The organism is Saccharospirillum mangrovi (assembly GCF_003367315.1).
Taxonomy (GTDB): Bacteria; Pseudomonadota; Gammaproteobacteria; order Pseudomonadales; family Natronospirillaceae; genus Saccharospirillum; species Saccharospirillum mangrovi.
On record NZ_CP031415.1, the window covers coordinates 1,859,192 to 1,879,021 of the forward strand.

Sequence of the window (19,830 nt, forward strand, 5' to 3'; positions counted from 1 at the left end):
TCAGTTACGAACCAATATTCGATACAGACAGAGGCTAAACCTTGACGCAACTGGAAGGTCAAGCGCCGGCAATGGCTTCTTTGTAATGGCGTCGGCACATTGAGACATAACGCTCGTTGCCGCCAATCACCACCTGGTCGCCTTCGGCGATGGCGCGGCCGTTTTCGTCCAGGCGCGCCACCATAATGGCTTTGCGGCCGCAGAAGCAGACGGTCTTCAATTCACTGAGTTTGTCGGCAATGGCCAGCAGGCGTTCGGAACCGGGGAAAAGCTCGCCGCGAAAATCGGTTCGAATGCCGAAACACAGCACCGGCACATCGTCGTCATCGACCAGCGTCGCCAGTTGATCGACCTGCTCGCGGCTCAGAAACTGGGCTTCATCGACCAGAATGCAGTCGGCTGTTTCGCCTTTGTCGCGATACCAGGCCAGCAGATCGGTCTCGGCATCAAAACAATCGGCCGGTTTTTCCAGGCCGATGCGCGAGCGGATCACGCCCTGGCCGTAGCGGTCATCAATGCGTGCGGTCAGCAGCAGCGCCTTCATGCCGCGCTCGCGGTAGTTGTATTCCGATTGCAGCAAGGACGTCGATTTACCGGCGTTCATTGCCGAATAGTAGAAATAGAGTTGGGCCATGGGACGCGGGATTCCTGGTTTCAAAGCGAGCGGCGGTTCGCAATAATAGCCGCCACTGTCTGACTGGGGAAAGCCTTACCATGCGCATCATTTCGTTCAATATCAATGGCATACGTGCCCGGCTGCACCAACTGGAAGCGCTGCGCAAGGTCCAGGACCCGGACATCCTTTGCCTTCAGGAAATCAAAGTTCACGACGACATCTACCCCCACGCTGAAGTCGAACAAGCCAGCGGTTTAAGCTCGGTCACCTGGGGCCAGAAAGGCCATTACGGCGTGGCAACGCTGAGCCGCATTGCCCCGCAAAGCGTGGAACGCGGCTTTCCGGGCGACGAAGACGACGCCCAGCGCCGCATGCTGATCAGCCGTCATGCCCTGGCCGATGGCCGTACATTAACGGTGCTGAACGGCTATTTCCCGCAAGGCGAAAGCATCCACCACGAAACCAAATGGCCGGCCAAACGCCGCTTCTATGCCGACTTGCTGAACTGGCTGGAAACCAACGCCACACCGGACGACCTCATCGTTATTCTGGGCGATTTCAACATCGCCCCAGTCGATGAAGACCTGGGCATTGGCGAGAAGAACGTCGCCCGCTGGCTGCGCGAAGGTAAATCCGCCTTCCAACCCGAAGAGCGCGGCTGGTTTGAAAAACTGCGCGCCTGGGGCCTGACCGACAGCTACCGCCACCTCTACCCAAGCAACAACGACCGTTTCAGTTGGTTCGACTACCGCTCCAAAGGTTTTGAAGACACGCCCAAACGCGGCCTGCGCATTGACCATCTGTTGATCACCCAGCCTCTGGTGCCGTTGATTCGCGGTGCCGGCATCGACTACGACATTCGCGGCCTGGAGCGCCCGTCCGACCACGCCCCGGCCTGGTTAGACCTGGATTTGAAATTGGCTTAACGGCTACCGTGTAGCCGTTTAAAGAAAGCTCAGCTCGTATTGCACACTCTGTGTCTCTGGTGTGTCCGCTGGCGGGCTATTTCTGCTTAATAACGTCTACACGGTCGCCATTACTGGCCGTAAAATGCCGCGTCCAGTTGGGCTTTGTCGAGTTTGGTCATGGTGAACAGCACGGTCATCATCCGCGCCATCTGCTCGTCGCTGCCCTGCTGCATCATGTCCAGCATTGAGTACGGCACCACTTGCCACGACAGCCCGAACCGATCGCGCGTCCAGCCGCAGGGTTGTTCCTGGCCGCCGGCGCTCAGGGCCTGCCAGTAGTAATCAATTTCCGCCTGGTCGTCGCAATACACCTGAAACGACACCGCTTCCGACAGCGCAAACACCGGGCCGCCATTCAAGGCCGTAAAAGGCTGGCCGGCAAGGCTGAACTCAACGGTGAGCACCGAACCCGGCACCTGGCCGTGGTGTTCACGGCCGACCTCCGAATAACGGGCAATGTGGCCGACGTGGCTATTGGGAAACACCTCGGTGTAATAGCGGGCCGCGGCTTCGGCCTGGTCGTTGAACCATAAGCAAGGGGCGATTGGGTGAGACAGTTTCATAGCGTTCTCCCGGTGAGGTCCGGCGGGTGCCGAGCCAGTGCAGTCTAGTCGATCAACCGCGCTCGGTTTCGACCATTGCCTGGCAACACAACGGCCACAAAAAAGGCCCCGAAGGGCCTTTTAAACCAACATACCGCCTACCGCAGCGGAAACTCCCCACTCACCGCCAACCCCAACTGCCAATCCGTACCATTGGCCGATTTCCAGACATCGTTCAGGTAGCCAATACCGCTGGGGTAATTGTCCAAATAGGTATTCAACCCACCGAACAGCCAGAGGTGGCCGTTGGCCGCCAGCATCTGGTGACCACCGCGATTGCCGAACGGCCGGGGTGGGTCGATGGCCGTCCAGTCGATGCCATTGCGGGAGGTCCAGAGGTCGTCCTGGTAACGACTGGCGTACTCATTAAGGAAGCTCTTCCCACCGCCCATCAACCACAGTCGTTCGCCTTGAGGATCCTGCGTTACCACCACCTGGTGAGCATACCGACCCGAGAACGCTGCCGCTGGCGTGCGCTCGGCCCAGCGGCGGCCATCGTTGGAAGACCAGACGTCGTTCAGGAAGCCTGAATTTTTGTTACCACCAATCAACAATAGCTGGCCGTTAAACACCACCAGTTGGTGGCCCATGCGCTCGGGAAAGGCGCCGTCGGCGAGCCGTTCCCAGTGGACGCCATCGGTCGACGCCCACACATCGGCCAGTCGGTCCGTATAGGGGTCAGGGTTAGTCCTGCCGCCCACCAGCACCAACTGCCCCTGGAAGGCCACCACCTGGTGGTGTGAACGCGCCGGGAATTCGGCGGCTTGGGTGTGCTGCGTCCAGTGAATGCCATCGGCCGACGACCAGACATCGTTCAACCGCCCCTGTGCGCTTTCGCCGCCGATCAGCCACAGCCGTTGCCGGAACACCACCAGCTGGTGGCCAGCACGGGCCGAAAAATCAGCCTGGGCACTGTGCTGCACCCAGTGCAGGCCATCGGCGGACGACCAGATGTCGTTGCGATAGTGGTCATCGCCAACGAAGCTATCGTCCCGACCACTGTTACCGTCCTCGCCACCGATCAACCAGAAGCGACCGTTGAACGTGACCACCTGGTGCAGGCGACGGGCGGTATAGGGTGCCTGGGTGGTGTGGGCCTTCCAGGCTTCGCCATCGCGGGAAGACCAGATGTCGTTGGTTCTATACAACCTCGCAAAGCCACCGATCAACCACAGTTGCTTGTTGAAGACGACGGCTGGTATTGAGTCGGTAACAGAAAAAGCCGCCGAGGGGGTGTGTTGGGTCCAGTTGCGCCCATCGCGGGAGGACCAGACATCGTTTCTAGGCCCCCCAATCAACCAAAGCTGCTCATCCCCGTCGGCTGCGGAATCGTTGAAGACCACCAGACTGTGAGAATAGCGCGGCGAAAACGCCGCCGAGGCGATTTCCTGACGCCAGTGCTGCCCGTCGTTCGACGACCAGACATCGTTGGTCCGGGGGCTTTTGCCAACTTTTCCACCGACCACCCACAGCCGGTTGCGATAGGCCACGGTCTGGTGGCCTCGGCGGCCCGGAAAAGGCGCCGCCTGCGTCAGTGCCGTCCACTGGCGACCATCGGCCGAGGTCCAGACCGTGTTTGTGTACTCAGTCGTGCTCGTGCCGTCGCCGTTGTCGATATTGGACTCACCCCCAATCACCCACAACCGCGCCTCGCCCGCCATCGGAAACACCACCACCTGGCTGTCGGTTCGACTGTCGAACGGCAGGTTCATGCTCTGCGCCGTCCAGTCCACGCCATTGGGCGACGACCAGGCTTCCACCGTGTATGTATTGATCAGCCAGAGTTCGTCGTTGAATACCCGCAGGTGATTGTCGGGTCCCGAACCAATGCCCCCCTCCGGAAACGCCTGGCTGCCCCGGTGCACCCAGGTGGTGCCATCGCGCGACGACCAGAGGTCGCTGTAAGCCGTTCGGTCGTCATGCAGCCGAGCGTCCACCAGCCACAACTGGCCCTGGAACACCGCCACCTGGTGGTTAAACCGGGCGGAGAATTCACGGGCGTTCAACCCCAGGTTCAGTTGCCGTTCGCCGTACCGCAGTTGGTAGAACTGGGGTTGTGATAACGATAACCCACCGCCCGCCAGCGCGGTTTGGTGCACAAAGCGGCGCTGGTTATCGGCGCAGCGGTTGATGATGTTGAAATCGCAATCCGGGTCGCTGCTGCTGAGCAGTTCCACGCCATCCAGCCCTTCCGATGCAAAGAGCTGCGCGCTGTCTTCGCCCACCCAGGCGCTGAGCGAGACGTTACGGTTGATCACCTCGACCGGGTACTGGGCGAAATCGTCCCGGTTGGAGGCAGAAATCACCGCCCGGCCGGGGGCCAGCGCGGTCACGGTGCCGTTGCTATCGACCCTGGCTACTTCGGGGCGGTTGCTTTCGTAATGGGCGGGCACACCCGAACGCGCCGGATTGGAAAACACCTCGCCCACCACCAACCGGGCGGTGCCAGGCTGTTCGAATTGAATCTCAGTGGGCAAACAACCGGCCAGCACGGCCAATAAAAAACCGGCCCAAAGCAAGGTAATGCCTGGCCGGTTGCGGATGGAACGATGGATGTATTGCATCATCACGACTCCCTGTTATGGCGTTCTTGGCGGGCCAATGGCACCAGCCCAATGCCTGATCATTCAGGCAATACGCCCATGCTAAGGGAGGGTCGTTTGAGTAATCGTTTTAATGATCGAGGTATTTTCGGGGGTATTCGGGGTTTAGCGTTTGAATTTGGGTGGATTTTTGGGTTGGTGGTGGGTTTGGGGGGAAGAGAGATAGCCTGAACACTCGATTTTGACCCCTCAATTTTGCCCCGGTATGCCGGCTCAAGGCCGGGATGACGGCGTATGTTTAAGTGCCAAGGCCGTGATTTTCCCTAAATCCACAACGAAGCAAACCTCACCGAGCGGCCAAGAGTCAGCCACCCCTAAACACAGCCAAAATTACACTGAGTGTAGACTTTAAATTGCACTCGGTGTAATGTTTTGCCAGCTGTGACCGACCCGTTGTAAAGCACAAGGTCAGCCCGGCCATACGCCTTGACGTTATTCGCCCCTTTAAGAGGATCCGCTCATGAAAATCGTTGTGATTGGCACTGGAACCGTGGGTTCCGCCGTGCAAAAGATGTTTGTCGAACAAGGCCACGAGGTGGTCACCGTTGGCCGCACGTCTGGAGATTTCCAGGCCGACATGACCGACATAGCCAGCCTGAAAGCCCTGTTCAGCCGCATTGGCCGCTTCGATGTGCTGGCTAACGCAGCCGGTGATGTATTTCCCGGCCCCTTTGAACAGATGACTGACGAGCAGTGGGAAAACTCGATCAAGAGTAAAGGCATGGGCCAGATCAATCTGGTTCGCGCTGCTCTGCCGCACATCAGCGACCGGGGCAGCTTCACGCTGATCTCCGGCGTGTTGACGGACGAGTTCCTGCACGGCGGCACCGTCAGCACGACCGTGAACTATATGGTGGAGGGTTTTGTTAAAGCAGCGGCGGTTGAATTGCCGCGGGGTATTCGCATTAACTGCGTCAGCCCTACGGTGCTGACTGAATCGACCGCCTACTACGATTTCTTCCCTGGCTTTACCCCGGTGGATGCCCGCGAAGTGGCGCTGGCCTACTACCGCGCGGCTGCCACGCCGATGAACGGTCGCATCCTGAAGTTGTACAAAACTGACTGTTAAGCGGGTTTTTGTTGCAGGGTTTTGAACGCGTCAAAACCCTGCGTTATATAGGCCGATAAGGGTTTGGCACCGCCCGCCTGACGCCAGGCTTCCATCGCCAGACGAAAGGCGCCCATGCCCACTATCGCTACCATCTGCAACTGCGGTTTTTGTTCCGGCTCGGGCCATACCTGACACAGCGCCTCGAACAGGGTCGCTTCCATCTGCATAAACAGCGCTTCCTTGCGCAGACGTAAGGTTTCTGTTGAACGCAGTAACTGATCGACGATCAAAGATTCCGGCGTTTCATAGCGGCCACTGAGTTCCGTCAGGCATTGCTGCACGGTTTGCAACGGATCGCCCGTCGGCGAACTGGCCGCAATGGCTGGTGCCAGCGCTTCTTCAAAACCACTGCCCTGCCAGGCTAACAACACCTCTTCTTTGGATTTGAAATAATAAAAAAAGGTGCGCCGAGAAATGCCCGCAGCTTCGGCAATGGCGTCCAGTGTGGTGCCGTCGTAGCCATTCACAATGAACAGTTTCAGGCCGGTTTCAGCAATACGCCGACGCGTTTCACGGCGCTTGCGCTCACGGGCCGATTCCGGTGCTGCGGAGGTATCGGTTGCGGTCATCTGCGGTCTCTTAAAAAGTATACTGAGTGTAATTATATACCAAGGCGACGACTGTTCCGAACGAATACACGGTTGGTTTTGCAAGCAAACGATAACGCCGAAAAAAAACAGGCCCCGAAAACGGGGCCTGTTTAGGTGGTGCGGCGGGTATTACAGCGTTTCGACGCTGAACCCCTGCCCGGCCAGTTGGTCGGCATGTTCGCGGTCGGTGACTACGGCTTCCGATGCTGTGGCCGGGTCGAAATAGCGCTCGGCGACACGGCCAATGTCGCTTGGGGTGACCGCCAGCAGGGCTTCTCGGTATGCCTTGCGGAAGGCATCGGTGCGGCCGAACAGCCGGTTCTGGAACGCCTGCTTGGCTTCGCCGGCCGGTGAGCCGGGTTTATCCATTGAGCTGACTACGCCCAGAATGGCCGATTCCACTTGCTCGGCGGTGGCGCCGGTATCGCGTACCCAGTCGAGGCTGGCGCGGAAATCGGCCAGGGTGCCGTCGATGCGCGGGTCGCGGTAGGAATAGAAGCGGAAGGTGCCGGTATTCGAATCGTGGCTGGCGCCGCCGCCGTAAGCACCGCCCTGTTCGCGGATGGTGCGGTGCAGGAAGTTATCGCGCAGCACGCCAGCGAGCACGGTGAGCGCAGCGGAATCTTCGTGTTCTGGCAATACCGTCGGATAGGCGGCCGAGCAGAAGTTCACCTGGGTGTTCACCGCCCAGGCCAGGCGTTGGCCGGCGGCGCTGAACGAGGCGCTTTGGTCGGGTGCCGACAGGTTGTCGGTGCGTTGCGCCAGGCCAAATGTCTCGGTGAGTTGGGTCAGTTTATCCAGCTCGGACGGTTCACCGACCAGCACCGCCAGACCGCGTTGGTCCGAGAGTTTGGCGTGCAGGTTGCTCAGCTGCGCCAGCCAGGCGTCGAAGCGCTTGTCGTCGGCTTTGAAATCTTTCAGCCAGGCTTTTACGCGGCGAATCGACGGCAGGCCGCTCATGTCGTAAGTCAGGGCGTTGGCGCGGTTGTGGAAGCTGCTGGCGGTCTGCATTGCCAGCGCGTGGCCCTGGCCGGTGACGCTTTGTTCTCGGCGAGCGCACAGTTGAGTGAGCAGGTCGCGGATACGGGTCTTTTCGTCGAAACGCGGTGACGTCCAGTGTTGGGTCAGAATCTGCGTCAGCTCATCGAAATGCCGCACCAGCGCGCGGCCAGAGAGCACCAGGTAACCACCAACGCGATCTACGCTGTCGAGCGGGCTGCGGAACTGGCTGTAGATGCTGACACTGCCAGTCCGCGCGGCCTGCCATTGCTGCATGCCCAGGTAATCTTTATCGCCGGCGCCGACTTCGGTGAGCAAGGCGGTGTACAGCGGCAACAGGGCCAGTTCATCGGCGCTCAGGTCCGGCAGCGGCAGATACCATTGCTGATACCCCAGGCCGTTGGTGCCGGCCTGATAGCGGGTGATGGCGCCTTCGGCGACCGGAGCGATGCGTTTCACGTCCGGTTTAACGTCGGCCAGCGTTACCTTGGGCAGTTGGCCGGCGTCGTCTTCCTCTTCCTGGCGGGCTTTCAAGGCGACGGCCTGATCGACAATGGCGTGTTGGTCGGCGTCGCTCAGGCTTTGCTGGATGCGGTCGAGTTTGGCGCGTTCGTTGTCGAGCTGGTGTTGGTGCAACTCGGCATCCGGGCGCAGTGTCAGGCGCACGCGGTGCACGTTGTCGAGCAGCAGGCGGCGAATCAGGCTGGGAATGTAGTCCGGGTCGCGCGCCAGTTCGCGCAGCTTGGCGAGTGCCGGGTCGATGTCCAGCGAGTCCATCACTGAGCCGCCGTGAGTGGCGGCGCCGACGACGGTGAAAATCAGTTGCATGCCGTAGGGCATGCCATCGCCTGTCACTTCGCGCTGCGACAATTCCAACTGGTGCAACATGGCTTCAACGTCGGCTTGTGGTACGCCTTTGTTGGCGACTTCGGTCAGCGTATCGAGCACCAGTTGTTCGAATTCGGCGGCTTTTTCCGGCTCGCTGCCTTCCAGACCGCAGACGAACATCATCTCGCGGTTGGAGTCTTCCAGGCCGCACATCGGCGACGGATTCGAGCCCAGATCGGTGTTTTCCAGCGCCTGACGCAGCGGCGAGGCGCTGTTGTCGAGCAACACATCGCTGAGTAGGTGCGCTTCCAGTTGCCCAAACAAATCGGTTGATTCGCCAAGTAACCAGCCATAAACGTGGTGCGTCTTGCCGGCCAGGTCGTCGCCTTCGGCGGCGTAGGCGTCTTCAACGCGCAGAATGCGGTTGAAACGGCGTTCCAGCGGCACCGAGAGTTTATGGTCGAGCGCTTTGAAGCGATGCAGCGCCTGGTCGTGAATGCGCTGTTGAATGTCGGCCGCCGGGCGGTCGCCAAAGGTGAAGAAGCTGGCGTTGCTGGGGTGGTAATGGGTTTTGTAGAACGCCTTGAGCTGTTCGTAGCTCAGGTCGGTAATGGCTTCCGGGTCGCCACCGCTGTTGTAGTGGTAGGTGTTGTACGGAAACAAATAATGCTTGATCGCCTGATACAACTGGCTGACCGGCGAACTCATGGCGCCTTTCATTTCGTTGAACACGACGCCTTTGTAGATCAATGGTGTGCCTGGATCAGTCGGTTCAGTGAATTCCAGGCGATGGCCTTCCTGACGGAAGTCGAGTTCGTTCAGATTGGAGAAGAAAACGGCGTCGAGATAGACCGACAGCAGGTTTTCGTAGTCCTGGGTGTTTTCACTGGCGAACGGATAGGCGGTCCAGTCGCTGCTGGTCATGGCGTTCATAAAGGTGTTCAGCGAACGCCGCGTCATCATGAAGAACGGATCGCGCACCGGGTATTTTTCACTGCCGCATAACGCCGTGTGTTCGAGAATGTGGGCGACGCCGGTGGAATCGGTCGGCATGGTGCGCAGCGCAACCATAAAGACGTTTTCCGGGTTTTCGCTGGCGATGTGGAAATGATCGGCCCCGGTCTGGCGGTGGCGATAGTGTTCCAGCGTGACGTTCAGCGAGTCGATGCGACGGCTTTCGAGATGGTCGAACGAGGTGTGGGCATTAGCGGTCATGATGAGAGTCAAACCTTGAATATTCAGCCATCCATAATGGGGTTCTGCGGCCGCAGCGCAAGCCCCGCAACGCCAAACACACGGCGTTTGCCCTGCTACGCTTTCATGCCTGCGCAGTTTCCGTAGAATACCGGCCCTTTTGGGGATGTGAGGTCGAAATGTCTGAATTTATGCAGGGCCAACGCTGGCTGGCCGATGGCGAACCGGAATTGGGACTGGGCCTGGTGCAAAGCGTGGATGCGCGCACCGTGACACTGTATTTCCCCAGCGCCGACGACGAACGTTGTTACGCTCTGCGCGAGCCGCCGCTGACCCGCATCCGCTTTGATGTCGGCGACCGCATTGAACGCCGCGACCAGGGCGAGACCGACGTTATCGCAGTGCACGAATTGAAAGGCCTGTTGGTGTACGAGACCGAGGCCGGCATGGTGCCGGAAAGCGAGCTGGCCGACCGCATCGATCACGATAATCCCCTCACCCGTCTGTTGACCGGTCAGACCGACCACCCCAACTGGTTCGCCTTTCGTTCGGCGTTGTCGAACGGCCATCAGGCCATTTGGAACCAGCATCTCAACGGCTTGCTGGGCACGCGTTCCAGCCTGTTGCCGCATCAGTTGTATGTCGCTTTCCAGGCTACGCAGCACAGCCGGGTGCGGGCGTTGCTGTCTGACGAGGTTGGCCTGGGTAAGACCATCGAAGCGGGCTTGATCATTAACCGGCTGCGCCAGCAAGGCCGGGCATCACGGGTGTTGATCGCTGTGCCGGACGCATTGCAGGCGCAGTGGCTGGTCGAGCTGGTGCGCCGCTTTGCCATTCAGCCCGAGTTCTATCAGTTCAGTGACCACGATTTCGGCCTCGGCCAGGTGCATCTGATCCCGCATTCTCTGCTCAGCAATGCCGAAGAAATGGCCTGGGTGACCGCTCAGGAATGGGACATGCTGGTGGTCGATGAAGCACACCATCTGGATATGGCCGAGCCGGACGAAGCTGACGTTGAATCGTCCTGGCTGACCATCGCCCAACGCGCGCCGCATCTGTTGCTGTTAACGGCAACGCCGGAGCAACTGGGCCAGCAAGCGCACTTCCAGCGGTTGCAATTGCTCGATGCCTCCCGCTTCGCCAGCTTCGACCAGTACCGGGCCGATGAAGCACATTTCCTGGCGCTGTCGGATCTGGCGCAAGCGCTGTATCAGGATCGGGTGGACGACGCCTTGATCCAGCAATTAAAAACGCTGGGCATTGAGTGGCACGACGACCGCATGCGTGCACTCAACGAAGTGCTCGACCGCCACGGCCCCGGCCGGGTGGTGTACCGCAATACCCGCCGCGGTGTCAGTGGTTTTCAGCGCCGTTCGGCCGAAGCGCACCCGGCTGATTCAGACACCGAACGCCGCCGCTGGCTGGTGGATTGGCTGAAGCAACATCGCGATCAGAAAGTGCTGTTGATTGCCCAGCACGCCGAGGTCGCTCAAGAACTGGCCCATTCGCTGTGGCACGACCAGGGCATTGAAGCCACCGCCTTTCATGAAGGCCTGAACCTGATTGAGCGCGACCGCGCAGCGGCCCACTTTGCGTCCGACGACGGTGGCGCCCAGATTCTGGTTTGCTCCGAGATTGGCGGCGAAGGCCGCAACTTCCAGTTCTGCCATCATCTGGTGCTCTGGGATATGCCCGATCACCCGGATGTTTTGGAACAACGCATCGGCCGGCTCGATCGCATCGGCCAGACTGATACCGTGCATATTCACCTGCCCTATCTCAGCGACAGCGACGACGAACACCGGTTCCGCTGGTTCCACGAAGTGCTCAACTGCGTTGAACAACACCAACCGGCGGCCGGACAGGTACATGCCGAGTACGGTGAACAATGGCTGGCCGACCCGGACGACGCGGTGCAGACCGAACAAATTAAAGCCGAGCTGGAACGACTGAACGCCGAGCTGGAACAAGGCCGCGACGTCATGCTGGAACTGAATTCCTGTCGGCAACCAGAGGCCGACGAATTGGCCGTCGCGGTTGCTGCACTGGAACAGCACAGCGCCTTAGATGTGGTTGAACAGGCGGCGAACTTGCTGAATCTGCATTTCGAAGCGATCAGTACCGGCGTCTATGAATTGATTCCGTCCGACAAGATGTTGATCCCGGTTATCCCCGGTATCCCGGAAGGCGGCGCTTTAGTGTGCTTTGAGCGCGATACCGCCCTGGCGCGCGAAGACGTGCATTTCGTTTCCTGGGAACACCCGCTGGTGCTGGGTTTGCTGGATTTAGTCACCGGCTCGCAATTGGGCCAGGCCAGTGTGGCGCTGCTGGAAACCAAGCAGGTACCGGCCGGTCAGTTGTTGCTCGAAACCCAGTGGCGTCTGAGTATTCCCGAACGCAGCGCGCACGCGCTCAGGCCGCATCTGGACACCGGCTTATTGCGCACCCTGACGTTGGAAGGCGGACGCTCGGATTTATCCCAAACGCTGGGCCAGGACGTGTTGCAGGCGCAGGTTTCTACCTTGCCGATCAAGACCGTCCGCAAACTGGTGCAATCGGCCAAGGAGCGCATTCCGCCGCTGTTTGATATCGCCCAAGGCCACGCGAAAACACAATTCGATCAGGCACTGGCGAACGCCCGGGCGTCATTGGCGGCGACCAACCAGGCGCGCATTGAGCGGCTGCAATATCTGGCGGGTGTGAATCCGCTGGTGACCGACCAGGATGTTGTGAAAGCCCAGATGCAGGCTGAATTACTGGACGCGGCCTGGGATCAGGTTGAATTGCAACCGGCGGGCATTCGACTGATTCTGTGTGCGCCGCCCGGCAGTCTTTGACGGTTTTGAAAACGATTTCCAACGGCTACGAAAAATTACCGTTTTGAGCGCTAGCGGGCGTTCGATATCTGGTTTAGGGTGAAACGGACCTTCGCCCTACAGAACAACAAGAAGAACGCCGATGAAGGAAACAGTACTGGTTGAACGCCGGGAAGCGGGTTTGGTTCGAATCGTGTTGAACAAACCAGAAACCGGTAATGCCTACGACGATGAACTGATCTGCACTCTTGTCACCGCGCTGGACGATCTGGCCGACGATGCCGAAGTGCGTTTGATCTGGCTCAGCGGCCAAGGTGCGCACTTTTGCACCGGCCCGGACCGGGCCTGGCTGAAACGCCGCCAACACGCCGGCCGCGCAGAACACCAACAGGACGCTGAACAACTCGCTCGTCTGCTGGCAACGCTCTACAACTTCCCCGCCCCTGTTTTGCTCACTGTACGTGGCGACGTTAACGCCGCGGCGGTCGGCCTGGCCTGTTGCTGTGATCTGGTGTTAGCCAGCGAGCGCACGGCCTTTTGCATTACCGAATCCCTGTTCGGGCAAGTACCGGCGCTGAGCAGCCCTTATCTGGTGAAAGCGCTGGGAGAACGGGCGGCCAAGTATTACGCCTTGACCGGCGAAGTCATCGACGCTTACACCGCTACGCGACTGGGTTTGGTGAATCGACTGGTACCGGGCGATGAACTGGACGCTGTGGCTGAGGTGTTGGTGCGTGGCATTTTGTCGCGCAGCGTGGAGTCGCTGCGGACGACTAAATCGGTACTGCACTTAGCGGCCAATGAAAGCTACGACGACGGTTTGCTGGAAAGCCTGATCGACTGCTCCACCGAAGTGCGCAGCGAACTGACCGTGGGTGCGGTGCTGCCGGTGTCGCGCGATTAGCGCTCCAAGGCGGCAGCCAGAAACGGAATCAACTGATTCATCACTTCATCGATGGCGGTGTCTTCGCCCACATCCGCCTGCGCCATATCGCGCAACACTTCAATACTGGACATGGTGAACACACAGGCACCAATGGCGAAGTGAATGCGCCAGAAAATCTCCCTGGGCGACAACTCCGGATGGGCATCACGCAGATAGCTGATAAAGCGGTTGTATGTCTCGTTGTAGTGCGATTTCAGGAACCGACGCAAATGCCCCTGCGCCTGGGTGTATGCCAAACCCAGCAAGCGCATGAACACAGACAATTTGTTGGAATTACTCGACGAATGCACCCCGGTCAACATGGTACGCGCCAGCACGCCCAGAACCTGCTGCAAATTGGGTTCTTTGGTGGTGGCGATCAACGCCGCCATCTCTTTATCGAGCTTGGCACAAAAAGGGGTCAGAAATCGGGCGAAGACCGCTTGAATCAGGTCTTTCTTGGAACCGAAATGGTAGTTGACGGCGGCCAGATTCACCTTGGCTCGAGTGGTGATCATGCGCAGCGAGGTTTCGGCAAAGCCCTTTTCTGCAAAGAGTTCCTCGGCCGAATCGAGAATGCGGGTAACGGTATCGGCTTGACTCATGAAGATTCGATCCAGATATAGAGTGCGTGTTTAAAACGAGCGTTTGAAACGCGAATATAACGGATCGTCACAACCAATGCAGGCTTTTTTTACACACCGACAACAGGGCCACTTTGGTACCAGACAGCCCACAAATAATCGGCTCATTTAAAATGTCAGGGATCGGTAAGACTCGCCTTAGCCCGCGTCTTTCGTTGTTGAAAAGCCCTACGACGACTATATGATGAAGCGCACAACAACTATGGAGGTGAGCTCATGGCCAACTATCAGAGCACTGCCACACGCCGTAATGAATCGGCGCTGGCGACGAACAAAGTTCTTCGCAATACCTATGCCCTGCTGTCGATGACGCTGGTGTTCAGCGCCGTCTGCGCGTTGGTTGCCATGCAAATGGGCCTGCCTCACGGCGCATCCCTGATTATGTCGCTGGCGGCCATCGGTATCCTCTGGTTTGCCATTCCCCGCAGCGTGAATTCCGGCATGGGCATTGTCTGGACATTTGTCTTTTCCGGCCTGCTGGGCGCGGGCTTAGGTCCGATTCTTAACGCCTACCTGGCGCTGTCGAACGGCCCGGCTATCATCGCTCAGGCCCTGGGTGGCACCGCCATTGTGACGTTCGGTCTGTCGGCCTACGCAGTAACCACCAAGAAAGATTTCAGCTTCTTGGGCGGTTTTGTCATGGTTGGTCTGATCGTCGTTCTGGTGGCGATGCTGGCTAACCTGTTCTTCGCGATTCCGGCCGTCAGCCTGGCGATTTCTGCCGGTGTGGTGCTGCTGATGTCTCTGCTGATCCTGTTCGATACCAGCCGTATCGTGAACGGCGGCGAAACCAACTACATCCGCGCGACTGTGTCGCTGTACCTGGACATCTACAACCTCTTCGTTCACCTGCTCGCCCTGGTTGGCGCCTTGTCGAACGACTGAAGTGAGTCCCGCTGAAAAGGCCGCCTTGTGCGGCCTTTTTTGTATCTGCTGAGGTATTATCCGCGCATGAATTATCAGTTGAACGTTTACGCCGCGCCCTGGAGCAGCAACGCCCAGGCGGATGCCCTGGCCTTTGCCGCTGCACTGGCGGACAGCGACCATCGTTTAGTGCGGGTGTTCTTTTTCATGGACGCGGTTTATAGCGGCCTGAGCACCCAAGCGCCGTCAGCCGATGAACCCGACTGGCGGCAGCGCTGGATCGATCTTCAGCAACAGACTCAATGCGAATTACTGCTGTGCATCGCTGCCTCTGCCAACCGGGGCTTGTTGAACGACACCGAAGCGCAACGACAAGCCAAACCCATCGCCACAGTCGAAGCGCCATTCGAGTTGGTCGGTCTGGGCCAGTGGGCTGCGGGTTTTGGTGACTGCGACCGCGTGGTGAGTTTTCGATGACGACCTTTGAAACCCTGGTATTAATCACCTCTGCGCCCTACCAGCAACGCCGCAGTGAAGAAATTCTCGAAGCGGTCATGAGCCTGGCGCTGTTTGACCGTGAACATGCCGTTGTCTTCTGGCACGACGGCCTGGCCTGGCTGGCGCCGGAACAGAACCCGAACGAGGGAAAATCACTGCAACGACAGCTTGATGCATTACCGCTGTACGGCAGCGATGCCTTGTTTTATTGCCGTGAACATCAGGCATCGGTTTTAGGTGAACAGACTCCGCCCGACAGCGTGCAACCCATGGCGCTCAATGACCTGGCCCAGCTGCTGCGCCAAGCACGTTACGTGGAGGTGTTCTGATGGCTTTGTTGACGCTGAGTCGCCGTCCGGACAGTCAGCAACTGGCGTTATTTGATGCCTGGTTGACGCCGCAGGATTGGGTACTGCTCAGTGGCGATGCCCGGGTCATGCTGTGGCAAGCCAACCCGACACAGGCGCAGGGTTGTATTCGCCGCAGTGACGCCCAATCCTTGGGCGGACAGCCGCATTCGGACTGGACACAGATCGACGACACCGAATGGCTGCAACTGACGATTGATCACACCCCTCTGGTTCACTGGTAGTACCGCCGCATCATGACTGCTCTAGCCACCGACCATCTTGGTTTTCTGCAAAACGCACGCGACTGGCACGCTGACTGGTGCCGGCAACAGGCGGCCGAACAAGGCCTCGATCTGACCGATCAGGATTTGGCGATTATTCAATCGTTGCGCGAGTTCTACTTCCGCTACGACCTATCCCCGGCAATGCGACCTTTGGTGAAACATCTAAAGGGCGAGTTTGGCGCCGAGGTTGGCAATTCCATCTTTCTGATGCAGCGCTTTGGCGAAAGCCCGGCGCGCATGCTGGCGTTATTGGCTGGCCTGCCCAAACCGAAAAATTGTCTATGACTGAAACGTTCACCTTTGCCCATCTGGTTCGAACCCTGGGACGCGGCAGCAAAGGCAGCCGCTCTCTGACTCGCGAAGAAGCGCGCTTTGCCATGACGGAAATCTGGGCCGGCCGGGAAACGCCCGCTCAGTTGGGCGCTCTATTGATGCTGATGCGTGTTAAGGAAGAAACCCCAGACGAACTGGCAGGCCTGCTCGATGCCGCACGCACTGAACAACCGCATTGGAATGGTGGTGCGCGACGTATTGATTGGCCGGCCTACGCCGGAAAACGTCGCCAACCTTCCTGGTATGTTTTGGCCGCCCGGGCGTTGGCCCGTGCAGGTTATCCGGTGTTGATGCACGGTGGCGGCGAACACACAGCCGGGCGTCAATACGCACGCCAGGTGTGCGAAGCACTGGGTATTCCGGTAGCCAAGGATTGGGAGCAGGCTCAAGCCTTGAGTCTGACCGAACCGATGGTCTACTGCGCGCTGGAACACTTTGCGCCCAAGTTATCGCACATCATCGATATGAAAGCCGAACTCGGCTTGCGTTCACCGGTCAACACCTTGGTACGCCATCTCAACCCAACCGGTGCGCCGGTCACACTACAGGGTATGTTCCATCGCCCGTATCAGGCCATTCACCATGAAACCGCACGCGGTTTGGGAGACGCTCGCAACGCTGTACTGAAAGGCGACAGCGGCGAGTTTGAGGTCCGGCCGGACAGCGATCAGACGGTGCTGATGCTCAGCCCGGTACACGCTGAGTCCATTGAATGGACCAGAGTATTGCCAAAGCGTTCGATTCGACCGCCTGAGCCCGATCTCCAGAGTCTGTTGGATACTTGGAGCGGCCAGGAACAACCGGAATACGGCCTGGCCGCAATTTGGGAAACCATGGCGTTGGTGCTGACACTGAGCGATGACTTGTCGCAGGAAGAAGCACGTGAGCGCGCTCGCCAGATCTGGCAAGCGCGCTGATACAGCCTATACGGCGTCCCAACCCCCATCGGCCGGGATGACGGCGCCATTGATGCGTTTGGACTCGTCACTGGCTAAAAATAACGCCAGATTCGCAATGTCCGTCGGATCCAGAACGGCGGGCACTAATGCCGAAAATTCCGCCGCCCGCGCAGCACCAGTGGGATCGAGTCGATCTTGAGGCATAGAGTCGGCGATGTGCGTCGCGGTAGCACCGGGTGCGATCACATTGCAGCGAACCCCCGATTTGGCGTACATCCAGGCGGTATTCAGGCTCAGGCCCAGCAAGGCATGTTTTGACGTGGTATAGGCCGCGCCTGCCGCACCACCGTGTCGGCTGGCAGTCGAGCCAACGTTGATGATGCTGCCCTGTCGTTCTTTCAGTGCCGCCATGGCCCGGCGCATGGTGTACATCGGTCCGTTCAGATTCACGGCGATTACCCGCTCCCACACCTCATCGCCTAACTCACCGACACCCTGCATGTAGTCCATGATGCCGGCGTTGTTGCACAGAATGTCCAAGCCACCGAAACGCTTAAGAGCCGTTTCAACCAAGGTATCCGCTGTCTTCGGATCGGCAATGTTAGCTGCGATGGTTACTACCGCTTCCTGGTTGATCTGTTGTGCAACATCGGCCAGGCGGTCGGCGTGCAAATCACACAGCACTAACGACGCACCTTCCGCAGCAAACCGTTCAGCAATGGCTTTGCCCATACCAGAACCTGCGCCAGTGACGATGGCAACCTTATCGGTCAATTTCATCTTTCGACCTCCATCAATGATTCTGGCGACAGTATGAAATTGGCGCGGATTGGCATTACTGACCCACATCAGCATTCCGGCGCTATTCAAACTGGCACAGCTTTTGAGTAGGGCTGATATAGCCGTCCGAATTCGCGGGCGGATCAACGAGAACGCACTCTTTTGGAGCGATAAACCCCAAAAGCGCGCCAGAAAGGTGAAAGGAGAAGACGCTATGACCGAACCCGCCGCAATTGCTCTGACGGCCAAGCAACAGCATCTGCTGATGGCCAGTGTCTTTTTCGTCGGAATCTTATTGCTGTTGGTCGCTTCCGCCGTGTTGGGCGCTGCGCTGTTGGGAATGGTGCCGGTGGATGCCGCCAGCATGGGTTTGATGCCACTGATCAGTGGCCTGGCGTCTATCGCCGCTGCGGTTTTTCTCTCGCCTCAATAACGTTCGTGGTCTTGGCCAGCGATCAATGGCGGCTGGCCAGCGCCCTCTTTCCTTCCGAATAATGCCCTGACGCTCAAGCCGTTTAGTCTAATCACAGCCCTGTTACAGTTCCCGCCCAATTCAACCGTTCGTGCAACGACACCACTTCCCCGACTATCGTCAATGTCGGCGCCTGAGGTGGGTCTGCTTCAATCAACGTTGGCATGGTTGCCAGCGTTCCAATCCACAAACGCTGATCCGGTGTGGTGCCCTTTTGCACCAGAGCAATGGGCGTGTCTGGTGACCGACCGTGTTGGATCAGTTGTTGGCAGATGGTCGGTAAACCGACCAAGCCCATGTAGAACACCACGGTTTGTTGCGGTGATGCCAATTCCGCCCAAGGCAAATTGAGGCTGCCGTCTTTGAGGTGGCCGGTAACAAATCGCACCGATTGAGCGTAGTCGCGATGCGTTAACGGGATGCCTGTATAACTGGCACAGCCGGAGGCTGCGGTGATGCCAGGAACAACTTGAAACGGAATGCCATTGGCCGCCAGCAAATCGATTTCTTCACCACCACGACCAAAGATGAACGGGTCGCCACCTTTCAATCGCAATACGCGCTTGCCTTGTTGAGCCAGGTCGACCAGGAGTTGGTTGATGTCCTGTTGCGGCACGGCGTGGTCTGAGCGTTTTTTCCCGACATAGAGCCGTTCGGCATCGCGCCGCACCAAATCCAAAATGGCATCGGGCACCAGTCGGTCGTGCAACACGACATCCGCCTGCTGCATCAGCCGCAGCGCTTTGAAGGTCAGCAGATCGGGATCGCCGGGGCCGGCACCTACCAGATACACCTCGCCCAATTGTGCCTGATCGGGTGCATCCAACTGGCGCTGCAATTCCTGTTCGGCTTGCTGCACACGACCGGCATATACGTGCTCGGCCACTGTGCCGTTCAGCACTTTTTCCCAGAAATAACGCCGTTGATCGAGTTGCGAAAAGCGCGCTTTAACGGCGTTGCGAAAACGTGCCGCCAATTGCGCCAACTGGCCGTAGCTGGCGGGAATGGTACTTTCCAGCTTGGCGCGGATGGAACGCGCCAACACGGGTGCCTGGCCGCTGGAAGTGATGGCGATCAACAGCGGATCGCGATCGACAATCGAGGGGAAAATAACGTCGCAGAGGTCCGGTGAATCGACCACGTTGACCAGCACTCGACGGGCTCGGGCATTGGCGCTGACGGTTCGATTCAAGGCGTCATCGTCGGTTGCCGCCACAACCAATTCGACACCATCCAGATCGCTCTCGACATAGCCGCGCTCAATGCAGGTGCATTCAGGCCAATCCTGGATGGTCTTGAGAATGGTGGGCGCCACCACGGTTAACCGGCAACCGGCCCGTCGCAGCAGGCTGATTTTGCGCAAGGCAATATCGCCGCCGCCGACGACCAGAACGGTTTTGTCCTGCAAACGATGAAAGAGTGGGAAATAGTGCACGGTCAGCCTCGTTGCCAAG

Annotated in this window: 19 protein-coding genes; 11 read left to right on the forward strand and 8 right to left on the reverse strand. The window is 58.7% G+C overall.

The features are described 5' to 3' along the window. Positions 1-58: 58 nt before the first annotated feature. Positions 59-634 carry a thymidine kinase gene (locus tag DW349_RS08980; protein WP_108127075.1) on the reverse strand — a complete coding sequence of 192 codons (576 nt, stop codon included), beginning with the start codon at positions 632-634 and terminating at the stop codon, positions 59-61. 80 nt (positions 635-714) lie between these two features. Here DW349_RS08980 and xthA point away from each other — a divergent pair, with 80 nt between their 5' ends. Next, entirely contained in the window at positions 715-1,542 is an 828-nt protein-coding gene (gene xthA / locus DW349_RS08985; protein ID WP_108127073.1) for an exodeoxyribonuclease III, read from the forward strand. A gap of 110 nt (positions 1,543-1,652) precedes the next feature. Here xthA and DW349_RS08990 read toward each other — a convergent pair whose 3' ends face one another. Both DW349_RS08990 and DW349_RS08995 read right to left on the reverse strand, forming a co-directional pair. After that, positions 1,653-2,147, reverse strand: coding sequence for a VOC family protein (locus DW349_RS08990; protein WP_108127071.1), 495 nt, complete (start codon positions 2,145-2,147; stop codon positions 1,653-1,655). A 137-nt stretch (positions 2,148-2,284) separates the two neighbouring features. Next, positions 2,285-4,753, reverse strand: a complete 2,469-nt coding sequence (locus DW349_RS08995; RefSeq protein ID WP_108127069.1) for a Kelch repeat-containing protein — start codon at positions 4,751-4,753, stop codon at positions 2,285-2,287. Between the two features lie 496 nt (positions 4,754-5,249). On the opposite strand from DW349_RS08995, the gene DW349_RS09000 reads away from it, so the two are divergent. Continuing rightward, complete coding sequence (locus DW349_RS09000) at positions 5,250-5,858, forward strand: short chain dehydrogenase (protein ID WP_108127067.1); 609 nt, start codon at positions 5,250-5,252, stop codon at positions 5,856-5,858. Here DW349_RS09000 and DW349_RS09005 read toward each other — a convergent pair. Both DW349_RS09005 and DW349_RS09010 read right to left on the reverse strand, forming a co-directional pair. Next, positions 5,855-6,469 carry a TetR/AcrR family transcriptional regulator gene (locus tag DW349_RS09005; RefSeq protein ID WP_108127065.1) on the reverse strand — a complete coding sequence of 205 codons (615 nt, stop codon included), beginning with the start codon at positions 6,467-6,469 and terminating at the stop codon, positions 5,855-5,857. The two genes, DW349_RS09000 and DW349_RS09005, sit on opposite strands and share 4 nt — an antisense overlap. Positions 6,470-6,619: 150 nt before the next feature. Then, positions 6,620-9,532: an insulinase family protein gene (locus tag DW349_RS09010; protein ID WP_108127063.1), complete on the reverse strand. Its 2,913-nt coding sequence runs from the start codon at positions 9,530-9,532 to the stop codon at positions 6,620-6,622. A 158-nt stretch (positions 9,533-9,690) separates the two neighbouring features. Here DW349_RS09010 and DW349_RS09015 point away from each other — a divergent pair, with 158 nt between their 5' ends. Both DW349_RS09015 and DW349_RS09020 read left to right on the forward strand, forming a co-directional pair. Next, positions 9,691-12,348: a helicase-related protein gene (locus DW349_RS09015; protein WP_108127062.1), complete on the forward strand. Its 2,658-nt coding sequence runs from the start codon at positions 9,691-9,693 to the stop codon at positions 12,346-12,348. Positions 12,349-12,469: 121 nt separating this feature from the next. Next, entirely contained in the window at positions 12,470-13,231 is a 762-nt protein-coding gene (locus tag DW349_RS09020; protein ID WP_108127060.1) for an enoyl-CoA hydratase-related protein, read from the forward strand. Here DW349_RS09020 and DW349_RS09025 read toward each other — a convergent pair. Then, positions 13,228-13,857, reverse strand: coding sequence for a TetR/AcrR family transcriptional regulator (locus tag DW349_RS09025; protein WP_108127058.1), 630 nt, complete (start codon positions 13,855-13,857; stop codon positions 13,228-13,230). The two genes, DW349_RS09020 and DW349_RS09025, sit on opposite strands and share 4 nt — an antisense overlap. A gap of 255 nt (positions 13,858-14,112) precedes the next feature. On the opposite strand from DW349_RS09025, the gene DW349_RS09030 reads away from it, so the two are divergent. The 6 genes from DW349_RS09030 (at position 14,113) to DW349_RS09055 (ending at position 17,142) form a co-directional block, all read left to right on the forward strand. Further along, positions 14,113-14,781, forward strand: coding sequence for a Bax inhibitor-1/YccA family protein (locus DW349_RS09030; RefSeq protein WP_108127056.1), 669 nt, complete (start codon positions 14,113-14,115; stop codon positions 14,779-14,781). A 66-nt stretch (positions 14,782-14,847) separates the two neighbouring features. Continuing rightward, the gene (gene tusD / locus DW349_RS09035; RefSeq protein WP_108127054.1) at positions 14,848-15,237 is read left to right on the forward strand and encodes a sulfurtransferase complex subunit TusD; all 390 of its coding nucleotides are present in this window, start codon (positions 14,848-14,850) and stop codon (positions 15,235-15,237) included. Beyond that, positions 15,234-15,587, forward strand: a complete 354-nt coding sequence (locus DW349_RS09040) for a DsrE family protein (RefSeq protein ID WP_108127052.1) — start codon at positions 15,234-15,236, stop codon at positions 15,585-15,587. Before tusD ends, DW349_RS09040 begins: the two co-directional genes overlap by 4 nt. Continuing rightward, the gene (locus tag DW349_RS09045; protein ID WP_108127050.1) at positions 15,587-15,850 is read left to right on the forward strand and encodes a hypothetical protein; all 264 of its coding nucleotides are present in this window, start codon (positions 15,587-15,589) and stop codon (positions 15,848-15,850) included. The genes DW349_RS09040 and DW349_RS09045 overlap by 1 nt, the downstream gene beginning before the upstream one ends. A 12-nt stretch (positions 15,851-15,862) precedes the next feature. Continuing rightward, positions 15,863-16,177 carry a TusE/DsrC/DsvC family sulfur relay protein gene (locus DW349_RS09050; protein ID WP_108127048.1) on the forward strand — a complete coding sequence of 105 codons (315 nt, stop codon included), beginning with the start codon at positions 15,863-15,865 and terminating at the stop codon, positions 16,175-16,177. Continuing rightward, positions 16,174-17,142, forward strand: a complete 969-nt coding sequence (locus DW349_RS09055) for a glycosyl transferase family protein (protein ID WP_108127046.1) — start codon at positions 16,174-16,176, stop codon at positions 17,140-17,142. Before DW349_RS09050 ends, DW349_RS09055 begins: the two co-directional genes overlap by 4 nt. 6 nt (positions 17,143-17,148) lie before the next feature. Here the strand turns inward: DW349_RS09055 and DW349_RS09060 are convergent, their stop codons facing one another. Further along, positions 17,149-17,904, reverse strand: coding sequence for an SDR family oxidoreductase (locus DW349_RS09060; protein ID WP_108127044.1), 756 nt, complete (start codon positions 17,902-17,904; stop codon positions 17,149-17,151). Positions 17,905-18,118: 214 nt separating this feature from the next. Here DW349_RS09060 and DW349_RS09065 point away from each other — a divergent pair, with 214 nt between their 5' ends. Next, positions 18,119-18,337 (forward strand): hypothetical protein, encoded by a 219-nt coding sequence (locus tag DW349_RS09065; RefSeq protein ID WP_108127042.1) that lies wholly within the window; start codon positions 18,119-18,121, stop codon positions 18,335-18,337. 91 nt (positions 18,338-18,428) lie between these two features. Here the strand turns inward: DW349_RS09065 and cysG are convergent, their stop codons facing one another. Continuing rightward, positions 18,429-19,811, reverse strand: a complete 1,383-nt coding sequence (gene cysG, locus DW349_RS09070; protein ID WP_108127040.1) for a siroheme synthase CysG — start codon at positions 19,809-19,811, stop codon at positions 18,429-18,431. Positions 19,812-19,830 lie beyond the last annotated feature (19 nt).

Coding starts and splice junctions, on each gene's coding strand:
- xthA (WP_108127073.1), top strand. CDS start 715: ATGCGCATCATTTCGTTCAATATCAATGGCATACGTGCCCGGCTGCAC.
- DW349_RS09040 (WP_108127052.1), top strand. CDS start 15,234: ATGACGACCTTTGAAACCCTGGTATTAATCACCTCTGCGCCCTACCAG.
- DW349_RS08990 (WP_108127071.1), bottom strand. CDS start 2,147: ATGAAACTGTCTCACCCAATCGCCCCTTGCTTATGGTTCAACGACCAG.
- DW349_RS09020 (WP_108127060.1), top strand. CDS start 12,470: ATGAAGGAAACAGTACTGGTTGAACGCCGGGAAGCGGGTTTGGTTCGA.
- DW349_RS09005 (WP_108127065.1), bottom strand. CDS start 6,469: ATGACCGCAACCGATACCTCCGCAGCACCGGAATCGGCCCGTGAGCGC.
- DW349_RS08980 (WP_108127075.1), bottom strand. CDS start 634: ATGGCCCAACTCTATTTCTACTATTCGGCAATGAACGCCGGTAAATCG.
- DW349_RS09065 (WP_108127042.1), top strand. CDS start 18,119: ATGACCGAACCCGCCGCAATTGCTCTGACGGCCAAGCAACAGCATCTG.
- DW349_RS09045 (WP_108127050.1), top strand. CDS start 15,587: ATGGCTTTGTTGACGCTGAGTCGCCGTCCGGACAGTCAGCAACTGGCG.
- DW349_RS09010 (WP_108127063.1), bottom strand. CDS start 9,532: ATGACCGCTAATGCCCACACCTCGTTCGACCATCTCGAAAGCCGTCGC.
- tusD (WP_108127054.1), top strand. CDS start 14,848: ATGAATTATCAGTTGAACGTTTACGCCGCGCCCTGGAGCAGCAACGCC.
- DW349_RS09015 (WP_108127062.1), top strand. CDS start 9,691: ATGTCTGAATTTATGCAGGGCCAACGCTGGCTGGCCGATGGCGAACCG.
- DW349_RS09030 (WP_108127056.1), top strand. CDS start 14,113: ATGGCCAACTATCAGAGCACTGCCACACGCCGTAATGAATCGGCGCTG.
- DW349_RS08995 (WP_108127069.1), bottom strand. CDS start 4,753: ATGATGCAATACATCCATCGTTCCATCCGCAACCGGCCAGGCATTACC.
- DW349_RS09060 (WP_108127044.1), bottom strand. CDS start 17,904: ATGAAATTGACCGATAAGGTTGCCATCGTCACTGGCGCAGGTTCTGGT.
- DW349_RS09025 (WP_108127058.1), bottom strand. CDS start 13,857: ATGAGTCAAGCCGATACCGTTACCCGCATTCTCGATTCGGCCGAGGAA.
- DW349_RS09050 (WP_108127048.1), top strand. CDS start 15,863: ATGACTGCTCTAGCCACCGACCATCTTGGTTTTCTGCAAAACGCACGC.
- DW349_RS09000 (WP_108127067.1), top strand. CDS start 5,250: ATGAAAATCGTTGTGATTGGCACTGGAACCGTGGGTTCCGCCGTGCAA.
- DW349_RS09055 (WP_108127046.1), top strand. CDS start 16,174: ATGACTGAAACGTTCACCTTTGCCCATCTGGTTCGAACCCTGGGACGC.